This is a genomic window from Paenibacillus marinisediminis (assembly GCF_054343325.1).
In genome coordinates this window covers 17,481-41,580 of the sequence record NZ_JBTGUH010000011.1, presented here as the reverse complement: position 1 = coordinate 41,580, position 24,100 = coordinate 17,481, and the positions used below count along the sequence as shown (strand labels likewise).

25 protein-coding genes and 1 pseudogene are annotated in these 24,100 nt (G+C 46.2%); 7 read left to right on the top strand and 19 right to left on the bottom strand.

The features are described from left to right. Positions 1 to 512 precede the first annotated feature (512 nt). The 4 genes and pseudogenes from ACXX53_RS19430 to ACXX53_RS19415 form a co-directional block, all read right to left on the bottom strand. Complete coding sequence (locus ACXX53_RS19430) at positions 513 to 1,292, bottom strand: class I SAM-dependent methyltransferase (RefSeq protein ID WP_458570346.1); 780 nt, start codon at positions 1,290 to 1,292, stop codon at positions 513 to 515. 16 nt (positions 1,293 to 1,308) lie between these two features. Continuing rightward, a complete protein-coding gene (locus ACXX53_RS19425; RefSeq protein ID WP_458570345.1) occupies positions 1,309 to 1,722 on the bottom strand; it encodes an NUDIX hydrolase in 414 nt (137 codons plus the stop codon). Positions 1,723 to 1,752: 30 nt separating this feature from the next. Continuing rightward, positions 1,753 to 4,494 (bottom strand): DEAD/DEAH box helicase family protein, encoded by a 2,742-nt coding sequence (locus ACXX53_RS19420; RefSeq protein WP_458570344.1) that lies wholly within the window; start codon positions 4,492 to 4,494, stop codon positions 1,753 to 1,755. A 144-nt stretch (positions 4,495 to 4,638) separates the two neighbouring features. Next, positions 4,639 to 5,378, bottom strand: a pseudogene (locus ACXX53_RS19415) (Bax inhibitor-1/YccA family protein). Between the two features lie 218 nt (positions 5,379 to 5,596). Here ACXX53_RS19415 and ACXX53_RS19410 point away from each other — a divergent pair. Next, positions 5,597 to 6,625, top strand: a complete 1,029-nt coding sequence (locus tag ACXX53_RS19410; protein WP_458570343.1) for a phosphotransferase — start codon at positions 5,597 to 5,599, stop codon at positions 6,623 to 6,625. A 403-nt stretch (positions 6,626 to 7,028) separates the two neighbouring features. Here ACXX53_RS19410 and ACXX53_RS19405 read toward each other — a convergent pair whose 3' ends face one another. The 7 genes from ACXX53_RS19405 to ACXX53_RS19375 all read right to left on the bottom strand — a co-directional run bounded on the left by ACXX53_RS19405 (position 7,029) and on the right by ACXX53_RS19375 (position 11,465). Continuing rightward, entirely contained in the window at positions 7,029 to 7,946 is a 918-nt protein-coding gene (locus tag ACXX53_RS19405; protein WP_458570342.1) for an NAD(P)-dependent alcohol dehydrogenase, read from the bottom strand. A gap of 33 nt (positions 7,947 to 7,979) precedes the next feature. Further along, positions 7,980 to 8,681, bottom strand: a complete 702-nt coding sequence (locus tag ACXX53_RS19400) for a DUF4386 domain-containing protein (protein WP_458570341.1) — start codon at positions 8,679 to 8,681, stop codon at positions 7,980 to 7,982. A gap of 2 nt (positions 8,682 to 8,683) precedes the next feature. Continuing rightward, a complete protein-coding gene (locus tag ACXX53_RS19395; RefSeq protein WP_458570340.1) occupies positions 8,684 to 8,914 on the bottom strand; it encodes a helix-turn-helix transcriptional regulator in 231 nt (76 codons plus the stop codon). A 1-nt stretch (position 8,915) separates the two neighbouring features. Next, the gene (locus ACXX53_RS19390; protein WP_458570339.1) at positions 8,916 to 9,362 is read right to left on the bottom strand and encodes a hypothetical protein; all 447 of its coding nucleotides are present in this window, start codon (positions 9,360 to 9,362) and stop codon (positions 8,916 to 8,918) included. 231 nt (positions 9,363 to 9,593) lie between these two features. Continuing rightward, positions 9,594 to 10,043 (bottom strand): GNAT family N-acetyltransferase, encoded by a 450-nt coding sequence (locus tag ACXX53_RS19385; RefSeq protein ID WP_458570338.1) that lies wholly within the window; start codon positions 10,041 to 10,043, stop codon positions 9,594 to 9,596. Continuing rightward, positions 10,040 to 10,552, bottom strand: a complete 513-nt coding sequence (locus tag ACXX53_RS19380) for an AAA family ATPase (protein ID WP_458570337.1) — start codon at positions 10,550 to 10,552, stop codon at positions 10,040 to 10,042. Before ACXX53_RS19380 ends, ACXX53_RS19385 begins: the two co-directional genes overlap by 4 nt. Before the next feature lie 19 nt (positions 10,553 to 10,571). Further along, positions 10,572 to 11,465 (bottom strand): AraC family transcriptional regulator, encoded by an 894-nt coding sequence (locus ACXX53_RS19375; protein WP_458570336.1) that lies wholly within the window; start codon positions 11,463 to 11,465, stop codon positions 10,572 to 10,574. Between the two features lie 135 nt (positions 11,466 to 11,600). Between ACXX53_RS19375 and ACXX53_RS19370 the strand changes: the two genes are divergently transcribed. Next, positions 11,601 to 12,065 carry a DUF2691 family protein gene (locus ACXX53_RS19370; protein ID WP_458570335.1) on the top strand — a complete coding sequence of 155 codons (465 nt, stop codon included), beginning with the start codon at positions 11,601 to 11,603 and terminating at the stop codon, positions 12,063 to 12,065. Between the two features lie 31 nt (positions 12,066 to 12,096). On the opposite strand, the gene ACXX53_RS19365 is transcribed toward ACXX53_RS19370, so the two are convergent. Continuing rightward, entirely contained in the window at positions 12,097 to 12,543 is a 447-nt protein-coding gene (locus ACXX53_RS19365; protein ID WP_458570334.1) for a DMP19 family protein, read from the bottom strand. Positions 12,544 to 12,583: 40 nt separating this feature from the next. Beyond that, complete coding sequence (locus tag ACXX53_RS19360) at positions 12,584 to 13,468, bottom strand: YwqG family protein (protein ID WP_458570333.1); 885 nt, start codon at positions 13,466 to 13,468, stop codon at positions 12,584 to 12,586. Positions 13,469 to 13,695: 227 nt separating this feature from the next. On the opposite strand from ACXX53_RS19360, the gene ACXX53_RS19355 reads away from it, so the two are divergent. Both ACXX53_RS19355 and ACXX53_RS19350 read left to right on the top strand, forming a co-directional pair. Then, positions 13,696 to 14,157 carry a hypothetical protein gene (locus tag ACXX53_RS19355; RefSeq protein WP_458570332.1) on the top strand — a complete coding sequence of 154 codons (462 nt, stop codon included), beginning with the start codon at positions 13,696 to 13,698 and terminating at the stop codon, positions 14,155 to 14,157. A 62-nt stretch (positions 14,158 to 14,219) separates the two neighbouring features. Then, positions 14,220 to 14,696, top strand: a complete 477-nt coding sequence (locus ACXX53_RS19350) for a hypothetical protein (RefSeq protein ID WP_458570331.1) — start codon at positions 14,220 to 14,222, stop codon at positions 14,694 to 14,696. Positions 14,697 to 14,848: 152 nt separating this feature from the next. Here the strand turns inward: ACXX53_RS19350 and ACXX53_RS19345 are convergent, their stop codons facing one another. From ACXX53_RS19345 to ACXX53_RS19320, 6 genes are all read right to left on the bottom strand, one after another. Then, positions 14,849 to 16,516, bottom strand: coding sequence for a DUF6138 family protein (locus tag ACXX53_RS19345; RefSeq protein ID WP_458570330.1), 1,668 nt, complete (start codon positions 16,514 to 16,516; stop codon positions 14,849 to 14,851). A 59-nt stretch (positions 16,517 to 16,575) separates the two neighbouring features. Further along, positions 16,576 to 17,808, bottom strand: a complete 1,233-nt coding sequence (locus tag ACXX53_RS19340) for a DUF1963 domain-containing protein (RefSeq protein WP_458570329.1) — start codon at positions 17,806 to 17,808, stop codon at positions 16,576 to 16,578. 103 nt (positions 17,809 to 17,911) lie between these two features. Next, positions 17,912 to 18,271, bottom strand: coding sequence for a hypothetical protein (locus ACXX53_RS19335; protein WP_458570328.1), 360 nt, complete (start codon positions 18,269 to 18,271; stop codon positions 17,912 to 17,914). A 71-nt stretch (positions 18,272 to 18,342) separates the two neighbouring features. Continuing rightward, positions 18,343 to 19,017, bottom strand: coding sequence for a hypothetical protein (locus ACXX53_RS19330; RefSeq protein WP_458570327.1), 675 nt, complete (start codon positions 19,015 to 19,017; stop codon positions 18,343 to 18,345). Between the two features lie 79 nt (positions 19,018 to 19,096). Further along, complete coding sequence (locus tag ACXX53_RS19325) at positions 19,097 to 19,894, bottom strand: hypothetical protein (protein WP_458570326.1); 798 nt, start codon at positions 19,892 to 19,894, stop codon at positions 19,097 to 19,099. Positions 19,895 to 19,919: 25 nt separating this feature from the next. Beyond that, entirely contained in the window at positions 19,920 to 20,981 is a 1,062-nt protein-coding gene (locus ACXX53_RS19320) for a suppressor of fused domain protein (protein WP_458570325.1), read from the bottom strand. A gap of 415 nt (positions 20,982 to 21,396) precedes the next feature. Between ACXX53_RS19320 and ACXX53_RS19315 the strand changes: the two genes are divergently transcribed. The 3 genes from ACXX53_RS19315 to ACXX53_RS19305 all read left to right on the top strand — a co-directional run bounded on the left by ACXX53_RS19315 (position 21,397) and on the right by ACXX53_RS19305 (position 24,010). Then, positions 21,397 to 21,822: an exosporium protein C gene (locus tag ACXX53_RS19315; protein ID WP_458570324.1), complete on the top strand. Its 426-nt coding sequence runs from the start codon at positions 21,397 to 21,399 to the stop codon at positions 21,820 to 21,822. A 687-nt stretch (positions 21,823 to 22,509) separates the two neighbouring features. Further along, a complete protein-coding gene (locus ACXX53_RS19310) occupies positions 22,510 to 22,869 on the top strand; it encodes a hypothetical protein (protein WP_458570323.1) in 360 nt (119 codons plus the stop codon). A gap of 142 nt (positions 22,870 to 23,011) precedes the next feature. Next, on the top strand, positions 23,012 to 24,010 hold the full coding sequence (locus tag ACXX53_RS19305; RefSeq protein ID WP_458570322.1) for a ketoacyl-ACP synthase III: 999 nt from the start codon (positions 23,012 to 23,014) through the stop codon (positions 24,008 to 24,010). The last annotated feature ends 90 nt before the right edge of the window (positions 24,011 to 24,100 follow it).

Genomic DNA, 24,100 nt, shown 5'->3' with positions numbered 1-24,100 from the left:
AACTACATAGACAAGAGGTTGTCCTAAAAGTCATTTTTCTGATGTCTTTTGGGACAACCCTTCTTTGTTTCTACACCAATAAGAAACCGCTCACCTAGTCGATGATACTGGATCAGCGGTTTTTTATCCGATAGCACATACGGTGACAGCAAGCCTGTATGTCCCGCGCTTGAACGGACACAGGGGACGCTATTTCATGATTTCCGGGTATTTTTTGAGGGTTTGCGGACACAGATGACGCTATTTGCTTCAAAACTAGCACTAAACTGCTAATTTTGGTGAAATAACGGCTCTACGGTCCGCTAGTATGGCGAATTAGTGGTGTTTGCTGCAAATAGCGGCTCCTGTGTCCGCTCCCGGCCACAAGTTCAGCTCATGTGAGAGCTGAGATGCTAAAAAATGACGTCTCAGACGCCACATCCGTATCGGCGAGCCGAAAAACAAGGGGCTTTCCCCAAAGTGGACAGCCCCTTGCTTTTTTTCACGCAGCCAATCGATTGCTACTAATGATTTTACTTCTTCTGTGCTAGATACAGCACGGATAGATAAGGCCGCTCGATAACTCCATTATGCTTGCTGGCTAAGGCCACTAGATCTTGATACGCTTTTTCTTTCTCTTCCTTTGACTTTTGCACGAAGATATTAGTGGTTAACATGAACCCATAATATTCATCAACTGAATACCTCTGACTCCATAGACAGCGATAAATCTGCGGCTTGTTGAAAAGGCCAGAATGTTCGATTTGTGAGCTGATGGAAGCAATTCGAGATTCGCAGCCTTCCTCTGACAGAAAGTCCGCAATGCCGCCATATTGATTGGACAATGCTACGAGTTCGTTATCCAGTTCATTGTCATACGTAATATACATGTTCCATAATAACGCGAGATATCCGTCTTCCTTAAGTGCAGCTGCACATTTCTCGAACCCAATCGGCTGCGGAACCCAATGGAAGGCTTGTGATGAGAATACGACGTCGTATGCAGCTTCTGTGACCGCATATTCTTCAAATCGCGCTTCCTCGTACCTGACAGAGAGATAGTCAGAGAATTTCTTTCTCCCTTCTCTGACCAGATTAGAGCCAGGCTCCACACACAGTACATTGCAATGGTAAGGAAGGAGCAGTTCTGTTGCTTTTCCGCTGCCTGCACCTATTTCAAGAACATTCGACTTATCAGTTATATCTGCATTGCTGACTAATGAATCCATTATTTGTTGCGGATAGCTGGGTCTGAATCGATCATAATAATCTGCTGTTTGGTCAAACATAGTGCTTTCCCTTTTCCAATCCAAGCCGCTCTCCCCCTTTTCAGCTTAAAACTGCATCCTTGCACATATTAACCTGCGCCACCATATGCCCTATATTTCCTTCGCCGGCATACAAAGACATATCAAAGAAATCAGGCGTTAAATCCGACCAGTACAGTTTATTCTCATCACCGTAAGCATGGACGTCGTGTTTTAATTTCCCAACGTATACTTCGACATAACAATTCTGAACGTAATATGTAAAATCCATCAAATGATGCAAGGTTATATCCTCTTGGGCGATGCTTGTTTCCTCATATAATTCTCTGTAAGCACTGTCTATACCTGTTTCGCCATCTTCAATCTTGCCGCCTACTAGATTGCTTAATCCTTTATACGGATCTTTTAATCTCTTGCACATCAATAGCTTGTCTAAGCTCTTGTTGTAAACCATGATAACATTATAGCCTTGCATAAATTCAGCCCCTAACTTCCAAGGATGGTCTTATCTCCATGCGCTGATCCGTTCGGATTTATCGACAAAACGGGCCGACATGGCCTTCATTCTCGCAGATAGCAGTACCTTTCTCCCCTCCGTAGTTCGAGTGTATACGAGCTCGGCGGGACCGATGTGTTTCTGCCATAAGGCGGCAAACCGCTCCGCATCCTCCTTCTTCCGGTCAATGGCCTCCGGCAGTGCGTGGTAGTCTCTTCGGGTTGTCAACCTCGACCGAGATTCACGGTACAGCAGATAACGGGGATTCTTTACGGGCTCCAGAACCTGCTGAAGAGCATTCAAGAAGAGCGCCTTCTCCTGCGTTGTACCCCCTTCCATCCAGCAGACGATGGTTCCCCCGCTCTCTTCAGCCTGAATTCGGTGTTTGCTCGGCTCCGGCTGAACAAGCTTCATGCCGTGCAGGGTCTCATATACCACTTGGCCCACCTCGCAGATGCTTGATTCTAAGGACCGATGCTTTAGATACATAACAGTGGCTTTGTAGATGGTAGGGCCGGCCGGAATACCCGCTACAAGCATTGCGAGCATTAGTTTCATCCAGAACGGGTAGTCTCCGAACAGCACACTCGGTTTAAGAAGGACCTCGATAAACAAGTACACAAAGACACAGGCTCCCCATATTAGCAGCCTTTTGATCGTATGGGTAAAATAAATCGGCCGGGGCACCACCTCCCCGTCGGTCACCAGTTCCTCTGTCATATGGTCATGCAGAACGATGGCCTTCCTCCAGCGCTCATGCAGCATATGCCGGTTTCGCGCTTCGGTAAAGGTGTTCTGGTTCTTGGCCTCTATGATTTCGCTCGTATATTGGTCTACAAGGACATTGGTCCTCCGGATTCCCGTCTCAATCGTTTCTCTGTCGACCGCCAACCCAACCAGTGACCGGAACCTTCTGCTCAAGGATTCAAGGTCGCGTCCTCCCTTGTATTGCTCCATATCGACGCAAGCCAAATGCCATATGCCCGCCGTCTTATCGGGATTTCCTCTTTCGGTCCGGATGGCTCTGCCTCTCATCTGGTTGGACAGCATAAAGGAGCCCACATAGGAAGCCATAATCAGAGAGTTGATGCAGGGCGCATCCCAGCCCTCGCCTAGCAGCGCAGCCGTTCCTACCAGCACCTGCACGCCCCCTTGAGAGAACACCTTCGTGATAACGGCTACCAGCGCGGAACGGTTGGAATCCTTTAACTCGGCCGTAACATAGCGTTCGTCATGAAGGAGCGGCTTGCTGTCCAGCGGCACGCCGACCCGTTCAGCTTCGGCCCCAACCAGGGGCAACGCCGAGATCGGAAGCACGACGAGCGATCCGGTCAGAATTCCAATTTTCAGCTCATCGCCCCATTGGAGGCGCAATGATTCAAAGATGGGAACGACACCGAGACGGTTTAACGGCTTGCCTTCGCCCTGTTTATTCGGAAATACCTCTTTCCGGATATAGTCGGTCAAAATGACCATCCGCAAATTCTCCTTCAGAATGCTTCTCTCGAAGGATACGATGTGTTGAATGCTGTGCAGCTTGGAGATGCTCTGAACAAGCATCTTATCGAACTCAGGGGTAGAGCGCAGATAAACCTTTCTTTTCTCTACGGCTCCTATGCCTTTGAGTCTACGGCGCAGCTCGTCAAACTCCTCTCTGTTGGAATCCGCCGATTCCTCCTTATACAACAGCCAGGTTAACAGCTCTTCCAGCCACTCGGCGCTAAGAGGCGGTACCGTCTCTCCTTCAACGCCTAGTACCGAAGCGGCCCGCTCCCATTCGGGATGACTGATCGCCTTCATATAAATGACCATACTGGAATAATACGAAGGTGTCGACAGGATCTCTTCGAGATACTTCTCCGTCTCTACGATCCACCGGTGGGTCTCCACCGTTTCCCGCAGTGCGGCATGCTGCAGCAGCTCCTGCCTCAGCTCTTGGACATTTGCCCGAAATTTACGCAGCGGCTCAACTTCCGCCCTCTCGGGAACGGACAGGTAGATGTAGTCCTGATGAGGACAAAGCTCCGACTCCCGCACCAGCTCCGGAACGCTGATCTCCGCATCAATCGGTCCGCACAGCTCGATATAGCGCAGCCATTCGGTCTGCTGGACATCATACGGTGGAGTGGCCGTAAGCGCAATGACCGTCGGCTTCTTTAATCCGGAACGAAAATGGATCATGCTCTTCCACCAAGAGGAGCGGAGGTGATGCGCTTCATCCAGAATAAGCGTCGTGAAGGACAAGCTGGCCAAGGCCTCCATGATACTCCCCGCTTCCCCCTTATCCCGGATCTCTTCCGCCTCCGACTCTTCCTCCCTCTCCATCCCAGAATCGTGCCCTTCCCATGCTTCGTGTGGATGAAGATCTGCCGCCGCATGCTCCTCCGTCCCTTCATCCGCTCCATCAACAGCCTTATATAAGCTGTGCAAAGCTTGATAGGTCGTGATCGTGACAAAAGCCGGCTTCTTCAGGTTGGTGGACACCCACTCCGGCATCTGGCTTGTCTGCAGAAACAGCTCCTTGAAGCGGTCTGCCCATTGGTTCTTAATCGTCAGCGTCGGTGCTACAATAAACGTCGGCCCATTCACCCGAAGCATCACTTCCAGCCCGAGCACGGTTTTGCCGGATCCAGGAGGGGCGACAAGATGGAGATGGCGGTTATCTAAATGGTGATCCAGCTCGTCCAATATTCTTTTTTGATAGGAACGCCACGAATGGCGAAATGAGATGTTTGAAGGAAATTGCTTCATGTCATTCCGTCTCCCCAATTTCGACTTTTCTCCTAGTGAACATCGCCACAAAAAAACTGCACCTCCAATTGTTAGTTGTATCTAAGCAATTGGGGTGCAGTTTGCTTTCTCGATAGCCTTCTATATGGTGTGCAAGAGTTGGGATTAATCCCGGCTTGCCAGCTTCGAAAGCAGACGGATAATCTCGATGTACAGCCATACGAGGGTTACCATCAAACCGAAGGAGCCGTACCACTCCATATATTTAGGTGCGCCCCGACGAGCTCCTTCTTCGATGAAGTTAAAGTCCAGCACGAAGTTCAGGGCAGCAATAATAACGATGATAATCGAAATCCCTATCCCGAGCGGAGTGCTATCATGCAAATACGGCACCGTCACTCCGAACAAGCCAAGCACAAAACTCAACAGATATACAAGCGCAATTCCTAACGTAGCTGCGAAGACGCCTCGCTTGAAGCCTTCAGTCGCTTTGATCAGACCCGTTTTGTAAACGATCAGCATAGCCATGAATACGCACATGGTCAGCAAGACTGCCTGAAGGGTAATACCGTAATATACATATTCGTAGGCAGCCGATAGCGCCCCTAGAAATAAACCTTCTGCAATCGCATAGATCGGCGCCAAATACGCTGCTGCCGTTGGCTTAAAGCTGATGATCAGCGCCAATATGAAGCCGCCAATCGCACCACCGATCATATAGGGGTATGTATTGTACCCATTGAAGAACATAGCCAGGATATAACAGCTGCACCTACTAGAAGCGCTAGCATCATGAACGATTTATTCACCGTTCCGCCGATCGTCATCGTCTCTCGGTCATTGTAATATCCGCTCTTTTCAAATGTCTTTTCGTTGAGCGTTGGATTTCCGCTGCGACCTATCACATTAATTGCCTCCCCAACTTTTTTATTACCATTCTAGCACATGTTGGGATAATTTAGGCATTACAAAAATGTTGTTCTTTTATCTACCGTCAGCAATTGTGCTTATTATCAGCTCAACACCCTAGTAAAATCACAATAACCCCCGCAGTGAATAACCTAGCTATAGCTTTGTTCTCGATCATGTTCTGTCCCCCATCTTGAAAGAAGCGAGGTTGCCCATGGCAAATTCCTATACAAAGAGCCAAGTCCGCAAGATTGTCCGCCGCTTCGGCCTGATCCCGTTGAGATCAGATTCGATCGCGTCCTTTTCCCGGAAAAACGCTATCATCCGAGTACAAACAGAAAGTGGAACCTATGCTATGAAGCCCTTTTTTCGGAGTATTCTATTCCGCGCGGGTACCATCGATCAAATGAAAACAACTGCAGACCATATACGACTTTTGATGAATAGCGGCTTCAGTAATATGCCTACATGGCTCACGAGCAACTCCGGAAAGCTATGGACTTTAAACCAAGGAAGGCCCTTCTACGTTACCATATGGATAAATGGAAGGAAGCTGGAGAATCAAGAAGATTTCGAAAAGCTTGGCCGAGCTCTTGCCTCCTTGCATACAACAGCCTGTCTTTCCCTTCCCATTAACAATCCCTTTCATGATCAATTCCGATTCTGGAAGAACCAAGACCATCTCTTTCGTAGACGAATGTCAAAAGCAAACCGAACAAATAAATGGACACGCGGATGGTATAAAAGGTTCGGAGAATCCTGTAACCAACTTTCGGATCGGACCTGGACCGAATTAATGCGCCCGGAGATAGTAGACCTCTTAGGTAAGGAAATGACCCATCCTGCATTAATACACAGTGATATCACTTCACAGAACGTCATTATTTCCGACGACGGCCAACTCTTCATCATTGATTGGGACCGCATTAAGGCAGGATCTATCTATGTTGACGTAGCAACCGCCCTCATGAACACGACCTGTTTTAATCCCGTTTTCATACATTCGCTGTTAAAAGGGTACGAAGAACTCCGTCCTTTAAACCGAACCGAACGCCAATTGATTTCTGCCTTGTATCGATTGCCTCGGGAAGCTTGGCATGCCGCTCAGTTCCCCAATCGCCCAGGAAGCCGTAATATGTTGAACATTATGGAACAAACATGGCTTCTCCGATTCAAGGCAATGGATGTATTAGATGAATGGACCAATCATCAGGCGGAATTAGGAGGTAACGTAAGTGTATAGACTGTCCAGCGCGCCTTGTGTGGAGATGGCTCCAAGATCGATCAGCAAGGCGCACAACTTTGGCATTTTTTATATTCTTTCATACGATCACCTCAAAATGTCCTTCAATTAAGCTTCTAATGGTTTATAGATTTTTTTGACTCTTTTTAGTTGAGGAGCTAACAGGTTCACTACTGACATGATTATCCCTCATTTATCAAATTTAAATCATGTACATACATTATCACATTTAATCCGACACCATATGTTTCGCATTCTTCCTAATGCGAATAATGTTTCATATTATAATTAGCCCTCACAGTTTAATAAAAAAAGTGTAGGACTACGATTCCATATAGTCCTACACTTTTTTTGTCATTTATTAAAACCTCATTTACTTATGATACGGTTCTCCGCGCTGTCACTAACGGCAAGTTTCTCTCACAGTTACGACGACATTCCCCTTCTTATGTTTTTGTTCGACATAGCGATGGGCATCCGGAATTTTCTCCAAAGAATAGCGTCTATCGATGACCGGTTTAATTTTACCGGCCTCAAGCAGCTCTTGGAGGAAAATGAGATCTTCAACGCGAGGCTTTTGTGACATATGCACAGTTACATATTCTCCGTTCGCACGCAGTGCTTTCTTGAATGTCGATTTTTTGATTTTCGATATTTGTTTCCCGACGGCATCAAAGATGATATCATAGCTTTCTCCAAGCGCCGTGAAATCCTGTTTCGTATAATCTATGACTCGATCGGCTCCTATAGATCTCACCATCTCAAGATTGGCGGTACTACATACCCCTGTTACATCTGCCCCGTAATATTTGGCAAGCTGCACCGCATAAGTACCCACGCTTCCAGAGGCTCCATAAATAAGAACCTTCATTCCGCTCGCGATATTCCCCTTCCTAAGAAAATTCAACGCCGTTATTCCCCCGATGGGAACAGCGGCAGCCTCCTCATAGCTCACATTGGCCGGTTTGCTGACCACCAATCCATCTTCAGGCAAACAATTGTATTCTGCATATGCACCGAAGCCAAAACCACAAGACGCAAATACTTGATCACCGATCTTGAATCGTGTTACATCTTTGCCTGCGGCTTCAACTTCCCCAGCTAACTCGAACCCCAATATCGTTACTTTTCTGGGCCTTAAGAGACCATTGTACAGTCTTGCAAGGAATGGGTCGGCCTTTCGCATGCGCCAGTCCCCCGCGGTTACCGTTGTCGCATATATTCTGATCAGTATTTCATTGTCCTTGGGCGTTGGTTTCCCTACCTCCTTCAGATGAAGAACATCGGGCGATCCGTATTTGGCATATACAATTGCTCTCATCCTTGCCCCTCCTTGATTATCCTATTTTCCACTCTAGTGTTTGCTTGAATGGACTGCAGATCCATTAAACCCTTTCGCGATGAGCCACACCGCAAGGGTCATTTCATTGGCGAATATCGGAAGCGCCAAGATCGCCCCCCAAGCAGAGACTTGATCAATGACCCCGAACATTTCTAATAAGGCTGCAAGAAAGATCAATGTTGACCCTGTCAAACCCAATATGGGAATGAACCTGGGAACAAGCTTCGACTTATAAAAGATATAACTATACATCATCGTATTGATGCCTAGAAAAAAATTAGGTCCAAGCAAAAACGTATAGTCATGCATTGCTTTCAGCAATGTACCCGAAACTTGATAAGAAGGGATATCCGGGGCACCCGCTGCTACATAATCCTGGCTTAAGGCTAACAGGGACAGTACACTGATAACACCAACCGTAATCATAACAGCCTCCAAAAATCGGAAACAAACATGCCAAAGAGCAATCGTTTCATTGAATTTCCGCAAAAAAGGAAACATGGTGGTTGCAGTACCTACGGCCGACACGACAAGGATCAATTCCATGATCGCACCGAGCACCACCTCGTTGGCGTGTGCGGAACCTTGTACCAGGTAATCGGGATCATATAGGATTGGTTTGTATAAAATAAGCCCTCCTATGATTGATGTAACGGCCGCAAGGATAAACAGAACACCTATGATTTTTGATGCTGTCTTCGTTGAGAAATCCATTTTCATCGCCCCTCTTCCGTATTTTCACCGTAGAAGAATACTGCTTCCACCGGCAAGCTAAAAGCATGAGCAATTCGAAAAGCCAATTCCAAAGACGGCGAGTAGTTGCCCTTTTCTAAGGCCACGATCGTTTGTCTGGTTACACCCACCTTGTCAGCCAACTGCTGCTGGGTCATCTCATTGTGGTTAAATCGTAATTTTCTGATATGATTGCTGACAATATTTTTACCCATCTTAGACTCCTCTCTTGTAGTGGTACAGTCTCGATAGCGATCCGGTTACGTCAGAGAGGAATCCGGAAACGATTAGGATGATGAACATCACCTTCGAGGGCTGATCCATAACCAGGGAACCCATAGCCAGAAGAAAACCGATGACAAACACGGCAAATGAATTTCGGAAGGCTAATAAGTCAATGCGCTTATCCAGTTCATCCGCAAATGAAGGTTCCTTTTCACCCGTCGTCATTCGGAAGACGATGTTAAAAACGATGCTGATCACGATATGCGCTGCGATAGAGACCACGGTCAAAACGAGGACGAAGGATCCCCAGTAATGATAGGTTTCCGTTGAATCCAGCGCTGCTTCGGGATACTGCGGGTACTTGTATAGGCAATAAACTGCAAAAATGAGTATGGCGCTGATTAGCGATACGATGCTCTTCTTTTCTTGATAAGTCATTATCGCCCCCCCTTTATAAATAGATGTAAATTATTGTATGCAATATGTAAGGAAAACTTTACACAAAGTTAAATTAATTTTACACAAAAAAAGCCGGACACTACCTGATAAGGTAGTGTCCGGCCACAGGGGGCGAAAATTTCGCCATACTTGTGATAAGGTTCACCGCAATTAATCGTAAACTTGCGTAGTGTACTCCGTTCATACAACTTGTTGATTTCCGTAATGACCTTACTTCTCCATTAGCAGAGCTGAACTTGATGGATGGAAACCATCATTTTTATATAGATCCATTGCACTCGTATTATCAGGATTCACATACAGGCGAATACCAGAAGCGTTCTTGCACTCCGCAAGTTTGTCGGCTTGTTTAAGCAGTAGTTTGGCCAGCCCTAGTCTTCTATAACTAGGTTCAATCCATAGTTCATCTATGTAGATATGTCCACGTCCATTATATTTTCCTACCTTAGGGAGATATATTAACGAGATCCACCCTACATATTTAGCATCGGTCTCTATCGCATATACATAGAGGTTTTCATTATTTAACTCTTTGATAATAGCCGGGTTAACCGCATCGGTTGTCTTATGTTCTCTCTCCTTACCATGAATTCGCCAATAAACCATGTCATCGAATAAATGATAATTATCTGCGGTCACTTCCGTGATCTGATAGTTCAATTGATGTCACCTTCTATACATTTCACTATTTGCTGTGCAGCTTGATTAGCATTCATGTGCGTTACATCAATTTTCACAGTGTCCATGTCATCATATAAACTTAATCGAGATAAGCTGCGCTCCAGAACATCAATGGTTCGAATATCCGCTTCAATATCACGCATTAGCCTTGTTTCTAGAGCTTGTTGTGATGAAACTAAGGTAAACAGATGCAACTCATATTCACAATCGGATAAGGCATTCAGGATTTCGTCTATTATACGGCTCTGATGCATAACCCAGCAGAAAATAACCGTTTGGAAGACGGAGCAACTTAAATAATTTCTAATGATGTGTGTAATGTTGTCTACAACCATTTCCTTGGTTTCCTCCGTTACAATAAACGGATTCATGTTCCAGCACCAATCACCGTCTAAGAACACGCTGTTGGGTGTTATTTTTAGCAGCTCATTGCAGGTCGTTGTTTTCCCAATCCCCATAGTTCCATTTATCATGATTAGTTTTTTCATTGTTCCACCCTGCTCTGTATCAATGGTTGCACTTGGTTTTATTTTGGATAGGTATATAAATATCAATCTGACTATCGATATGTGCCTGGCAGCGCTCATCATACAGCTCAAACTGTGGGCCTTCCGCGATTTCATAATCGGACTGATGCAGCCACACTTTAAAGATGTAATCCCACGATTTGCCGATCGATGATACAAATACATCCCGAGGGACTATTGGTGTTGTAAAAACAGCGTAGGTTAAGGAAGGGAATACTCTGCAAATACTGTCAGTTGGAGCGTTGTCAAAGCTCGTTACCTCCATTCCAAGAAGGTATTTAAAGCTCCCATCTTCTCTCCAATCGTAACAGATTCCAAAGTCAACCCATCTGTTGGGGTCTATCCAGTTTGGAATTGTACTCGGCCAGTCATTACTAAGGTAGGTGTTCCAGAACTCAGGGATGGTCATATTACTTTTAGAAGTATCGAGTTCATAACCAATCACTTTAAATTCACTCTTAAATTTGATAGTCGGCTGTAACTCTATATCTCCTTTATACTCCATTGCCGTCAATTGGTGCTCCCCCAATCTTTCAAATGTAGTCAAATTCGCCCTCTTCGCTCTGAATTCACTAGGACTTAACCCGAAATACCGTTTGAATGACCTTGTGTATGCCTCAGGTGATTGGTACTGGAGCTTCAAAGCAATTTCAGTAATGCTCAATCTCGAATCCGCCAGAAGTTCCGCCGACAACGATAATCGCCTCTTCCTGACATACTCCATGACCGTAATACCGGTTACATAGTGGAACACTCTATGGAAGTGATACGATGAAAATGATAGTCTGCCTGCAATAAGATCCAGTGACAGATACTCGCATAAATGCTCTTCGATATAATCGACGGTTTCCCGAATGTATTTGTAATATCCCATATATCACCTCTTATTAAGAATGATACGGATCTGATCGAAGTTTGTCCTGATAATAATTGCTAATATCTTGCTTTGCACTCTTCCTACTGTCATTTTATACTCTGAAAAAGGTATGTAAAATGGGGGTGTGGTTTTATGAGGAGAGGAATCAGCTTTGAAACTCCAAATGAATATGGAGGTTTACTTGGAGAAGTGCTGAAGCCTATTGATATTACTGCTTTTAATTGGCGAATTGGCAGTGGCGAGTCGTATATGGTAGTTAATGACCAATTAGATAAAGAACTTTTCTCGGAAGATAGAGATATTATTGAGGGTGCAGAACTCAAGAATCTATTAGAAACCAATAAATATTATATTATTTTCGCTGATTTACAAGCATTTTCAAAAGATGAAAATCCCCATATTGCGACCTATGAAGAGTTTATTGAAAGTAATTGCGAACTAGTTCTATTAGTAATCGATTGCTGTTATGTCGCCATATACTGCAAAAATCAGGAGGCAATCGAATTAATATATAAAAATGCAATCGATTGTGGATTTGAAGATGTTGAATATATAACCGATGAAAATGATTCAAGAACAAGGCTATCAGCATGGTAATGAAATAATTGGTATTGGCCACTCTATCACCTTATGATAGAGCGGTCATTCCCAACTGCTGCACGTAATATCGATGTGCATTTTCCGCAATGCGATCCTGGTCTTCCCAGAATCTCGTATCAAGCTCGTCCATCCTATCTAACTCTTCATCAGTAAGAAACTTTGGAATATCCCAGAGCTGAGTGAGGCGGTTATCTTCTGATAAATGCTCGATGCAGGCATATCCGGATTGGACGATTTCGAGCGCATGGACCGCCCCGATGGCTTGTAATGCCCGTAACGCGTGGATATATGCCCCTTCTCCCCAATTGCAAAAAAACTGCAAAAACCCGCCGTTATACACATCGGCTTCCAGCAGCCATAAGGCGACAATCTCTTGTTCCTGCGGGGTCAGCTTGTCCCAGCCCGAAGCATTCTTTTTATCCACAAAGGCTCCGGCATAATCGAACCATAGGTCGCTTATATCAATCTCACTCAAATTGTACTCCCCCTCGATGTATGAAAGTCATTAGTGATGACTAACTAGAATACAAGGAACAATAGGTGTGTTCAAATTTCCCCGCCAGCAGATCTTCCTTCCGAATATAAAATTGAAGTTCTCCAGCATCCCACCAGCAAAATCCGACCTCCTGATCCGAATCCAGCGCCAACAGCAAAAGCGTATCGCGGACTTCCCGCTCCGCCTTGTCAGAATCGCCGTTCAAATGCGCCGTTATCTGCTCCATGGCCGTCTTCACGGAATAGTTGTATTCCTTACCAGTCAACAGCCGAAGCGCCGCTTTATATTCACAATCTCCATGCTGCGTTGCCGGATAACCGAACAGGACCGCAAGGTCGCTTGAATTGTATCCAGTCAACTCGAAGCATAAATCTTCGTATTCCTCGTAATCATGCTCACCATCCTCCACCTGCTCATCATCCACATAGCCGTAATTGGGCGGCTCAATCGTGGCTCTGGCAGTCACCCGGTATCCGGTAAACTCCTCCTCGAGAGCGGTTACTTCGGGCGAAGGGCGACGCTGGGCTTCCTGCAGCTTCTCCTCTTGTAGATACAGCACCTTGTGTTCAATATGATAAGCAGGTTCATCTACCCCAACGAAAAAATAAAGCATGCCTCCCGCTGGAAGCAGAGAAGACACATCATGAGGCGCCAATTCATGCAGACGCAGCTGAGCCAGGAACGTCATGGGGGTCCCGTTAGAATCCAACGGCCATTCCACGCTAGGAAGCAGATCTGGATCGCCCCCTATGCGAGAAGAGCAAATATCCTTGTAATTCTCTATCTCTTTCTTGGACAAGCGAATGCCTTGGCGTACAGACTCCTTCAAATAATCCATTACGTGTTCAAACTGATGTTCCCGAACAATGAGCTCAAGCTGTTTCTGATTGTTCTCGCTTAACATTGCCTCCACCTTCCTTGTTATCTGGGTATGTTATCTAAACGAAATTCTGGATTGTCATATACAAAAGCAATTCAATTGTAACATAAGGTAATAGAGAGTAATTCTTGAAAATCTTAAATGGCTTATTCTCCGAGGTCACTCTCTTATTCATGTACACGACCATTTATCGATGTTACTATTGATAAAGGTAGAAGATACCAATCGTTATCCAAGCTACGGAGGAACGTATGATATTTATGCTTTTGATGGCGGGAGCCGTCGTGAATGTCGCTTTGTGTGCCATCGCGGGGGGCGTTGTTATTGTAGGCGTTTTGTTCTCCCTGATCGGATTCCCTACATCTAAGTCCTCAAAAACATGGTTATCGCCCACCCTGATCAAATTTATATTCACGGTCTTTTTAACTTTGCTAACTTTGATTATCTATATGGTGATTACATACTGGAGCGCGCGCATTGGGGGAACATTGGCGTTCTCCCGCTCTGTTCCAATCGATACCTACATGAGTCAGGCCAAGAAGCTAGTACTTCTAGGAACCGCACAAGGTGCTTTCTCGCTCTTTGCTTTTAAATGGCTGCTGCCTAGTATATTTGGTGATCTCATATTAGATAAAAAACATATCTGGGGAATATCGGCTGGAGTAATATTAACGATCGCGGGTGGCAGCGCCGCGTGGCTGACGTCAATGTAACCCCAACTAAAAAAGAAAGGTAGATTCGTATGATATACTTCAGCTCTTGTCCTGAACCGGGAATGGGGAACTGGTATTTTGAAACCGATCAGGAAGGTATCGCCTACAGGCAAATCGTTATTCAAGAAGACGGAAGCTGGATTACTTCCCATCGGAAGCATGAACAATTCCATTACATGTTGGCCGAACATCCCATTGATCTCGAAGATACTTACTATGAGAAAATTCCCAAAGCCAGGTTCGAAGAACTATGGTCTCGCATCCTACAAACAACAATGGATGAATGGAATCAAATAAAGCAGAGTCTTCCTATCGGCACCAAGGTAGAGGGTGTAATTGAGGCCTTTTTTCCACAAGGCACGTTGATTAACCTGGTAGAAGAACGGGCGACAGGATTGACCGATACCACATCTTTAAGACAAACAACCCCTCCGGAATGGATGTATTCCGGACATAAGATGATGGCCATTGTAAATGGTTATGATGAAATGAATCAATGGGTGGTACTGGATCAGGCACGAATTATTGAGGACAAATAGCAGCGAGAAGCCCTAAAGGGCCGACCCGGATCATGCAAGCAACGACAAGAGCCTACGTTCGACGCGGGCTCTTCTTCTATTTATATCTATTGAGACCAGATACTCCGTGGCTCCCCAGTGCGACGGCGTTATAGGGCAACTGTTCTACCGGTTCATCCGCCATTCAGCGCCAACAGCTGCTCCAGACCTTCTTTTAGCGGCGGCTGTGCTTTTCGTATTACGCCTTCCAGTTTCTTCACGCTCCCGAAGGTCCGACACAGTACCATTTCGCGTTCATAAATCTCTTTGTCTTTCAGCGCCTCGATAAGCGCCTCCGCAAGCTCAGGACGATCGATTGTTAGATTCTTGACACGTGTTCCTTCGTCAATCCCTCCCAGTAAAATCGATACGATCACGGGCATATGCTCCGCCTTTACGCCATGCGCCTCAATAAATGCCTCCGCATAGCCATCCTGCACACTTTGATGCTCCGTATCCACCAGCTCCATATAACGGCATACCAACGGAAAATAGGCTTCGCTGTACAAACCAAGACCCAGAGCTGCATAGGTGCCCGGCATGACCGATTTCTCTCCCGGCTCCACATCGTTGTACCATGCGAACTCCTCCATCGCCGTATCCGCATATTCTGCAATTTTTGGGAACAACGTCGAGTAGCTGAGCGCATTGGCAAAAAACTGATGCAGCTTGGACTTCGCCAGTTTTTTAAACGGAAGAAAATGCTTTTGGCTGCTTTTCAGCTTTAGATTGTAGCCTTTCGGGAAATCCTGTCGCAAAAGATGGATGATATAATCGAGCGCCTCTCCGTAAGCCGCCTCTTCTTCAGAGAGGATTCGGATTTCAATCGTCTGCGTCACGTCATTGTTTCGGGCCTCCACCCGCTCTCCACGATAGGTACTCTCAAATTTTCCGCTGCCTATTTTCAAATAATCCGCTGCTCGCTTGGAACCCAATTGCACCGCAAGTTCCAGATACTTCTGCCGAGTATCCGGCTCGGTGAAGCCAATCTGCAGGGCTGCATAAAGAAAGAAATCCATTTCTCCAGCATCTACAGAAGGATGAACCTGCTCCTCCTTCAAATTCCAATCGTCTCCATAATCACCTGATCGGGTAAAATGTTGCGGTAAAAAGTGATCTCTCACCCAACTGTTGAAGGCCGAAGTATAACGTCTAATCCACTCGTTTTTGCGCTCTTGGTTCTTATTTAGCTTGTCAGAGAGGCGGCGGATCAGAGGCTCGATCTCTTCCGCCTTCTGTTCCACCAGATCAGGATTGACCAGATGGTAGGCGAAGAAGAACATATCCTTTTCTTTTGGCAATACGGGCGGATCAGGGAGAATCTTAATTTGAATAAATTGATCCAGCGACTTTTGGAGTTGAATCAACTTAGGCTCATTAAACAGCTGCTGGTTAAGGGTTAATGTCAACTTCTCCCACTCAAACTCAAATACGATTTCAAACCGGTAATCAAAAAAACGAGAACCAAGTTCCTCAGAGCGGAACAAGTGATCTATACGTTCGCACAAGGCAGGAAAAAACTGTTCGGTCAAAAGTTCATCGGTCAACTCCGTAATATAGGAGCCAGCTTTAATTTTATACGAGCTGTCGCTCCAAGAGAATGGCTCATATATATCAATATGGATGTTCCCATTTGCCCAAGCAAACTTGCCTTTTCGCCATGCTACTCGAAGGTAGTCCATGACTCCTGCCTGCAACCTGCTATGATCCTTAAACTCATTGATCCTCTTGCTTTCTTTTAAGTAAATCGCCGTGACTTCCTGCCATACCTCGTTCAGAAAAGCCTCTACAGCCTGATTCAACGGTTTCCCCCCCCATTCTCGTATTCTGCATTGCAGCTTACAAGGACGCCGGCCGTAGCTTAGCTTTGCTGATACAACGAAGCCGTCACCTTGTCCTCCGGACAAACAAACATGTAAAAAACACCTTCCCCATAATTGTCGAAATCCGCCCAGTCCACCTGACCGATAAACCGCATGCGTTTGGCGCAGCAAGGGCAAACCGGATACTCGGCATCCTGCACCCAGCTCGGGTGTCCACCAATCTGCGAATCCTGCTGAGACAAGCTCCAATTCGACGTATAGTACGGGGAGTGTGGCTTGTCCGAAAGGATTAGCCTTGGGACGTCCACACTGCTGCTGTCCTCTGAATCAAAACTCGGCAAATACTCAGGTTTACGGTTAAACCCGCTCCAGACTGGCACTCCCTCACGATCCAGCTCCATGTAAATGGTGCCGAAGCAGCCACAGCGCTCGCAGGTCTCGACTTGCAGGCGTTCCAGAGGTAGGCCGAGATACGCCAAGGAAGGATGGGAGGTATCTGCATCCATCAAGATAGTCAGCATCCCCTCGCACCATGGGCAATCAGAGGAGCTCGTTTGCAAGAAACGGGCGGTGGACGACACTTCGGCTGCAGAATCACACTGCTCTCCCGTTGCCCGAATCGCATAGCTCAAACTGTGGATCAACTCGCGTCGTTCTCCGTTCGTTGTGAGCTCCCAGCCCCCCTCGAGAGCGTAAATTTCGGGCCCGACGAACAGTTGGCCCGCCCATTCCGGTGGATGTAATCTCCATTCCCGAAACCGCTCGACAACTACGGGATCTCCAATCCAACTCAGAATCAGCAGGAGGTGATTACGGTTATCGTCGTCCCATTCTACCTGCTGCAGCAGGCGGTCCCGGATGTCGGATGGGGCATCCTTGAATAATATGCCGTTATGGTACATGCCGCGTTCCATGAGCTCGGGCAGAGCTATGGCGATGTTGTCATTCCGGTAACACACTAGCGACAATAAGATATGGTCGGCTTGGCTCTCATCCCCCACAGCCAAAAGCTCCAGCGCATACTTCAGCATTCGGCCTGCCTCTTCAGCCGTTAATGATACGTACATCTGCTCTTTGCCGAGCGGGTACGGTACATATTGAATCAGCGGGTCACGCTGCCTCGGTGCATGCATGACCTTCAGAATGTCCACCGGGTCCGTCAAGCCGTCATACAAATTCACTGTTCTGCGGTGCTGCTCAATAAACGCTTGCCGTTTCTGCCGTTCCTGCTCTTGATGGCAGGGCATGCAGTAACCGCCTGTTTTAGCCACTGTGGTCGGCAGGATCGTCGCCCTGCAGCCTTCCGTTTTGCATGGAATCCGCTCCGTCATGGCTGCTCACCTCCGTAATGATGATGTTCTTTCATTCCCAGATTCATTTTGGGAACGTCCCCTGCAGGTAGGAATCCCATAGGCTATTAATAAATTCAATATCAATCTTGTTTTCAAACGCCTTGGAAATGAGGCCGAAGTCATCCGACACATACCCCGCCAGTTCAGAAATCTGAGTTATCCGAAAAGTTTGCTTGAACGCAAATTCCCTAATATCGCTGATCACGTTATTTTCAGAGGGGGCCATTGCATTCACTTTCTCGTAACTAGAATTCCATGCCGTATCAAATGGGGCAGCATCCCTGTCGTCTAATTCAGCGTCCCAATCAACCTCTATATTGAATACATTTTCGAAAAAGCTATCATTACGGATGATCGATAATAATTCACTCGCTGTTAGCAATGAAGCTCTGCCCCCTTCAATTATAAAAGCCTCTCTTTATAGCACTTCATTAAAAATGAGTCACCTTCAGATCAGGCGCCGATATACAGCTTGCCCTCTGAGAAGATCGCCGAATATCCGAGCCTATACAGCTCAAAGTACGGTGCAAATGGATCACCCTTAAGTCCGTATCGGTGCCATTGCAGGTAATAGGAAATCCAGTAATCGCAGGTAATCGAGTAATAGGCCTCATCCAGAATCTCAATAGGCTCATCATAATTCTTGTGCTCATGAATCACTTCAAACAGCGCCTCATAAACACCAGGATCGCATGAATTTCGGATGGTGCCTATTTTCCCGCGAGGCAGAACTTCAATTTGTTCGATTCCTGCCAGGTATGCTGACTCTTCCACTCCGCCATCCCCTTCAGCGTACTCGTCCAGCAATTGCTTCAGCCCATAAATAAGCTGCTCACCATACTTTTTCAATACGTCTTCAGGCACCACTTCAACTTTGCTGTTAAAATAGCCTGGTACCGTTTCTCCACCAAAATCGTTCGGATCCAGCACCTCATAGACCCGGACAATCCGCTGCAAATAAGCGTCTCCATCTTCAAGCGGCTCAAAGGTGGCTTCCACCCCTTTTCCGCTAGGCATATACATTTGAAAATATCCATAAAACTCATTATCCTCAATGTCTACTTCATCAGAATCTACTTCCTCATCCATAAGACTGAGCATATATCTTGCGTACGCCTGCTTTTCCATATGTACCCTCTCCTTTCAAATCAAATGAGGCCACACTTCTACATACCGATTTAAATTTTAGGCGCATATTCGCAGGGAACTATAAATACTCCCCGAAATAGAACTCCAGCTTCTCCGCGGAATATCCATCCTCGCCTCTCCAGGTCGCCATCGACATAAAGTCGGTTCCCCGGCCGCGCTCTTTGCGGTAATCGTTTTGGGACTGCAGCAGACCGGCGTACCCCCATATTTCAAGCACGAAATCTCGTTCATACTGGTTGGCGGGGAAAATATCCTTCCAGCGCTTCTCCAGCTGTCGGGCTGCATCCTTCTCCGCGCAGGCCTCTACGGCCTCAATCATTTGCTTAAGGATAGCAATATCTACGCTTCTAACTTCAAACTCCTCTTCCTCGCTGAGGAATTCTAGATCCATCAGGCAATAGATCAGCCAGTTCAAGCGGACGCCACCCCATTTGATCCGTTCAAAGTTAAGTACATTCAAGTCCTCGTCGACATATTGTTCATTCACGATCAGCTTCCTGTCATTGCAATCGCCGCAAGCGCAGTAGGTCAGTTTCTCTGCCGGCGTCTGGGCAAATGTATGTATCGGTAAATCATGCGTCAATGCAAAGCTGGACAAAGCGCTTCTCAAATAAACCTTGCGCGTGGACAGACTGTGCAGAAAGGCGCGTACCGCTTTTTCTTTGGTGATTGTTTGCTTGTGCAGTTCTTTTAACTTTAGAACACATTCATCGTGCGACAGGGTCACCGGGTCGAACATCAACCCCTTGCTTTTCGCATATTGAAAGTCTTCATCCGAGCAGGAGAATCCCCCCTCTCTCCAGCGCCCGGAGCTCCAAAACGAGTTCATCAATATTTTTTTGGCTTTGGAATCCATCTAATTCCGCCTCCTGATTACATCTTCATCCTATCGTGGATACGACATTTCCGTCCTGATCCTTGATATGGGTTTTTACAATTTGAATGATCATTCCTTTATAAGTAGAAAGCTTGATCTCTTCTTCCTTCGGCTGCATTTTTTGCATGAGCTCAGTGGTAGCCGCTGCATCCAGCTTCAACCTCACTTCGTTCTCTCCCGCCTCATAACTGGTTTCCTCTCCCGGCTCTAGAACGACTCGCAAGTCTTGGGTTGCCAGAGTCAGATTCTTTCCTTTCAGAAGGCGGCCGCGAAGCAGCTTGCACACCGTTCCGGCCTGCTTGGCCCCTAAGGTGAGCACTGCCGGCGTCTTGCTAAATAAACGGTTCTTGCCCGGTTCCCATGATAGTTGATCTACATATAAAAATCCGGTATTTGAACCGTCACACTCTATACCCCTCTGGACGGCTTCAGAAATAGCTGCAACTTCCAGCATGGAGTCCCGTGACAAATTGGTGATATACCCTGGCAGCATCTCATGGCAGGCTTCCAACACCCCCAGCGTATTCCAGGTTTTCATCGCTTCCAGTTCATCCTCGGTAATACCAACCATTTGTAAAAATTCAACCCGTCCGTTCGGTGTGTGTACGGCAGGGAGCTGCGGATCTTCTATAAAAGCAAGCGCGGTCAACTTCGTGTCAGACTCGAGACAGATCGGACCATTGGCATCCAAATAATCGCCGGAAGCAAAAATATTCCCACTATTAAATACATATCTCCCCATGTTCTGGAGCAGGTTCAGCGCCCAAGCCGGGGGCTCCTCCTCGTCTTCCTCGCGTGCAAGCCGAAAAGTAAGTTCGAATCCATAACCGCTGTAATCAGTATTTTCTGATTCTTTTTCATAAAGCTCAGAGAATCCAAAAGTGACTAAATGCCAGTGAGGGAGCGGCTTCTCCGCCTTATAAGCGCTGATGCCATCCAGCGGATCAGGGCCTCCCAGCATATAAGAGATCATCGTCCCATAGTGTTTAGGCTCCTGTGCACCGTAGATCTTGACCATTTGCTCTTCAATGGCATCCCATCCGGTTGTAACAACTTCCTCGTTCATTTATTCTCCCTCCAATGATCATTACCCATCTACTTCTATCAATTCCATTGTAAAAAACAAAAAAATCAGGAGATTAGAGATCCTATCTTCCATTGGTAGATGAAGTAGAAGGAAGGGATTCCATTGCCTGATTGATTTTAGTATACGATCACAGAAAGTCTACAATCAACCTTTTAACCTCAATCTGATGGTAAAACGTACCTACGTCCTACTTTGATAAGTCTTTATTCCCATACAGGCGTATCGGACACAATCGATCCAACAAAAAGACCGCGTCATGTCTGTTAATCTGTAACTTGCTCTTTACCATTGAACACATTGTATTTGCCTAATTCAAAGCAAATTGGTCAATTGCCCAATCTTTATTTGTTCACCCAGAATATGTTGAGGATATCAATCTAGAGGAGTTGATATTTTGGTACGTATTCTCGATAAAGCTGCCGCCCAGCCGCGCAGTAGATTCAACTTGTCAAATTCAGTTACGATCCGACGTTCACCATCAAGAACTACCCTTGCCACAATCACTTTACGGATTCCGTCGAATTCTCAACCTAATCGGGTAGACTTGGTAACAACCGTGGGCGTTCGAGGTGTCACTGGCATTGCACAGATTCTCTTTAGAGTCTTCCGCGATGGAAGGGAGATTTTCAACACACAGCAAGGTATCGAGTCTGCTGGTTCTGAACAAAATTATGCCGTTACATTCCAGGCAGAAGATAGAAATGTAAGAACGGGTTCTCATGTTTACACAGTTACAGCAGAGAACCGCACTGCAGGTACAAGAGCCGATGTTGTCGGCCCTATATCGTTCAGTGGGTTAGCTGTTCAAACAAGAACATAAAATCGATTTGCAGGGCTCTCAATTCAACATCTGAATAGAGAGCCCCTTAATTAGCACCCCACAGGGACGCGGACACAGTATCCCGACTGTCGAACGGCAACTTCATTTTCACAGCTACTGCAGCTAATTTCCTCGACCTCTTGTTTGTATGCTGTTGTACAGCAAGCCCAAAGAGGGCTGCAACAGCATGCCCTCCGGCAACCTGTTACGGCTCCAAGCTCGCACTCGACGCGGCCTCACGGCTTTTACTCTTTTCCCCTTGCCACTGGGTTCTCCTCGTACGAGCTCCAGTCACTACAGCTTGATGGTGTACTCCAAAGCACCAGTTAGCAGCATTAGAATACATTTGTGTTATTCGGCTTACGGGTGATCCGAAGTGCTTCGGGAATGAAGTTTTGTTATTTAATCCCCATACTGTAACACCGTGAAAGAAGCCCGTGTCCCACACGGGCTTTTTGCGTTCGTTCTCCTTCATTGGCTATCGGGTTAACGTATAGAAACGACAGGTATTCTGACTAGGAACCTCTAATAGTAAGTGAAATATAAAAAACTTTGTTGTAAAATATCAAAACTCGGGAGAATATTGTCGATATTGATAGAGACGGTATATATAAATAATTAAATATATGTTCATGTATCGTTACTTGCAATCGCAATAATAATATGCAGAAAAGGGGTTTTTGACAAATGATAGCTGAATCTAAGATGCATCCAGAATCCAACACACTGTTCGTCAGCTTGCATGGCTTTGCCGACGTAGAAGAAACAGTCGCACAAGTAGATAGACTCGAGGTCATGCTTGGAACTTTACCTATCCGTGACATGTCCTTGATCATTGACTGCAATGATATGGCGCCATTTAAGCAGGACATCCTGCCTATGCTGGAACGTTGCTATGGGTTGTACAACGGGTTTAAGCATGCGGTTCTCGTTAACCCTACGAAAATGGTGGCCAGATCCCAATTGCAGAGAGTAGCCTCTACTGCTGGGTTCACAGGACACTTTGTCGACACCGTGGAAGAAGCTTGGGCAATTGCTAAATCGTAGGATGAATCTTGATAAGTCTTATCACTAAGTGAGCAGACATTGTCCTGCATACATAATAACGACGTAAAAGTTATGCACTTGTACGTGGAATCCCTTAGAACTCCCGTATGAATAGTAATCCACTTGCAGAGGAGGGATCATATTGGCTAACGTAAGGATAGTAAGTACTGAAGTGTACCACCCATCATTAAAAGTAACCAATGAAGAGTTAGCTCAGCATGCCGGGGAATCGGCAGAGAGACTGCTTGGTCTTTGGGCACACTTTGGCCGCAAGGAACGTTATTATGCTTCTACCTATGAAGAGAACAGTGTCTATATGGCTATTGAAGCCTCCAAAGCACTGCTAGCCAAAAATAACCTCCGAGGAAGCGATCTGGATATGATCGTATTCTCCTCCGGCACACATGAATACAGCGTACCTACTGATGCAGCCTTGGTGCATCAAGCTTTAGAGGGCAAAGATACGTGTATCATTTATGATAGTAATGCGAACTGCGTAGGGATGGTTGTTGCTGCTGACCAAGCAGCCCGTTCGATGACCACGAATCCCCAAGTGAAATATGCCCTTCTTGTCGGGTCAGAACAGCTTTCCCGTTTCTACAAAGATAAGAATTTATCCACAAAGGGAATTAGCGGAGATGCGGCATGTGCGGTGTTACTGGAGCGAGTGGAGGATGGTGAGCATGGTCTTATCGATTCTGCTTACTATACGAATACGCAGACTGCGAAGGATATGCTGTTCCCTGCCAAGGGCATGACGCAAATGTACGGCGATCATATGACGCTTGAAGAGAAGATGATCGATCTAAAGCCGGAGTATAACTTCAAATTGGCTTTCCCGACTGCAGTAACCAATATTGAGATGCTGCTGCAGAGACATGGATATGAGAAAAGTGATGTTAAGCACTATTATATTAGTCAAATACGTCAGAGTTTACTTAAAGATACTGCCGATGCGTTAGGGGAAGATGTAGATAAATTCCCATACACCGGCGATCTCTATGGCTACACAGGCACAAGCAGTCCGTTTATCGCACTTCATCATGCAATTGAAGCTGGTACCTTAGTACAAGGTGACTTGTTCTTTATATGGTCGACAGGTGCGGGAATTACCAGTTGTGCTACCATGTGGAGACTCTAGTCATAACGCAGCATTAGCATATGGCAACACCAAAAAGGGGAGCAAAATAGCTCCCCTACTTTTATTACACCCATGCATACTTCCAACTTT

What these genes read in the sequence shown, in the direction of transcription:
- ACXX53_RS19330 (WP_458570327.1), bottom strand. Translation starts at nt 19,017, where the DNA reads ATGGAAAAGCAGGCGTACGCAAGATATATGCTCAGTCTTATGGATGAG.
- ACXX53_RS19410 (WP_458570343.1), top strand. Translation starts at nt 5,597, where the DNA reads ATGGCAAATTCCTATACAAAGAGCCAAGTCCGCAAGATTGTCCGCCGC.
- ACXX53_RS19370 (WP_458570335.1), top strand. Translation starts at nt 11,601, where the DNA reads ATGAGGAGAGGAATCAGCTTTGAAACTCCAAATGAATATGGAGGTTTA.
- ACXX53_RS19360 (WP_458570333.1), bottom strand. Translation starts at nt 13,468, where the DNA reads ATGTTAAGCGAGAACAATCAGAAACAGCTTGAGCTCATTGTTCGGGAA.
- ACXX53_RS19350 (WP_458570331.1), top strand. Translation starts at nt 14,220, where the DNA reads ATGGGGAACTGGTATTTTGAAACCGATCAGGAAGGTATCGCCTACAGG.
- ACXX53_RS19320 (WP_458570325.1), bottom strand. Translation starts at nt 20,981, where the DNA reads ATGAACGAGGAAGTTGTTACAACCGGATGGGATGCCATTGAAGAGCAA.
- ACXX53_RS19390 (WP_458570339.1), bottom strand. Translation starts at nt 9,362, where the DNA reads ATGACTTATCAAGAAAAGAAGAGCATCGTATCGCTAATCAGCGCCATA.
- ACXX53_RS19355 (WP_458570332.1), top strand. Translation starts at nt 13,696, where the DNA reads ATGATATTTATGCTTTTGATGGCGGGAGCCGTCGTGAATGTCGCTTTG.
- ACXX53_RS19425 (WP_458570345.1), bottom strand. Translation starts at nt 1,722, where the DNA reads ATGCAAGGCTATAATGTTATCATGGTTTACAACAAGAGCTTAGACAAG.
- ACXX53_RS19395 (WP_458570340.1), bottom strand. Translation starts at nt 8,914, where the DNA reads ATGGGTAAAAATATTGTCAGCAATCATATCAGAAAATTACGATTTAAC.
- ACXX53_RS19325 (WP_458570326.1), bottom strand. Translation starts at nt 19,894, where the DNA reads ATGGATTCCAAAGCCAAAAAAATATTGATGAACTCGTTTTGGAGCTCC.
- ACXX53_RS19405 (WP_458570342.1), bottom strand. Translation starts at nt 7,946, where the DNA reads ATGAGAGCAATTGTATATGCCAAATACGGATCGCCCGATGTTCTTCAT.
- ACXX53_RS19420 (WP_458570344.1), bottom strand. Translation starts at nt 4,494, where the DNA reads ATGAAGCAATTTCCTTCAAACATCTCATTTCGCCATTCGTGGCGTTCC.
- ACXX53_RS19380 (WP_458570337.1), bottom strand. Translation starts at nt 10,552, where the DNA reads ATGAAAAAACTAATCATGATAAATGGAACTATGGGGATTGGGAAAACA.
- ACXX53_RS19400 (WP_458570341.1), bottom strand. Translation starts at nt 8,681, where the DNA reads ATGGATTTCTCAACGAAGACAGCATCAAAAATCATAGGTGTTCTGTTT.
- ACXX53_RS19310 (WP_458570323.1), top strand. Translation starts at nt 22,510, where the DNA reads ATGATAGCTGAATCTAAGATGCATCCAGAATCCAACACACTGTTCGTC.
- ACXX53_RS19375 (WP_458570336.1), bottom strand. Translation starts at nt 11,465, where the DNA reads ATGGGATATTACAAATACATTCGGGAAACCGTCGATTATATCGAAGAG.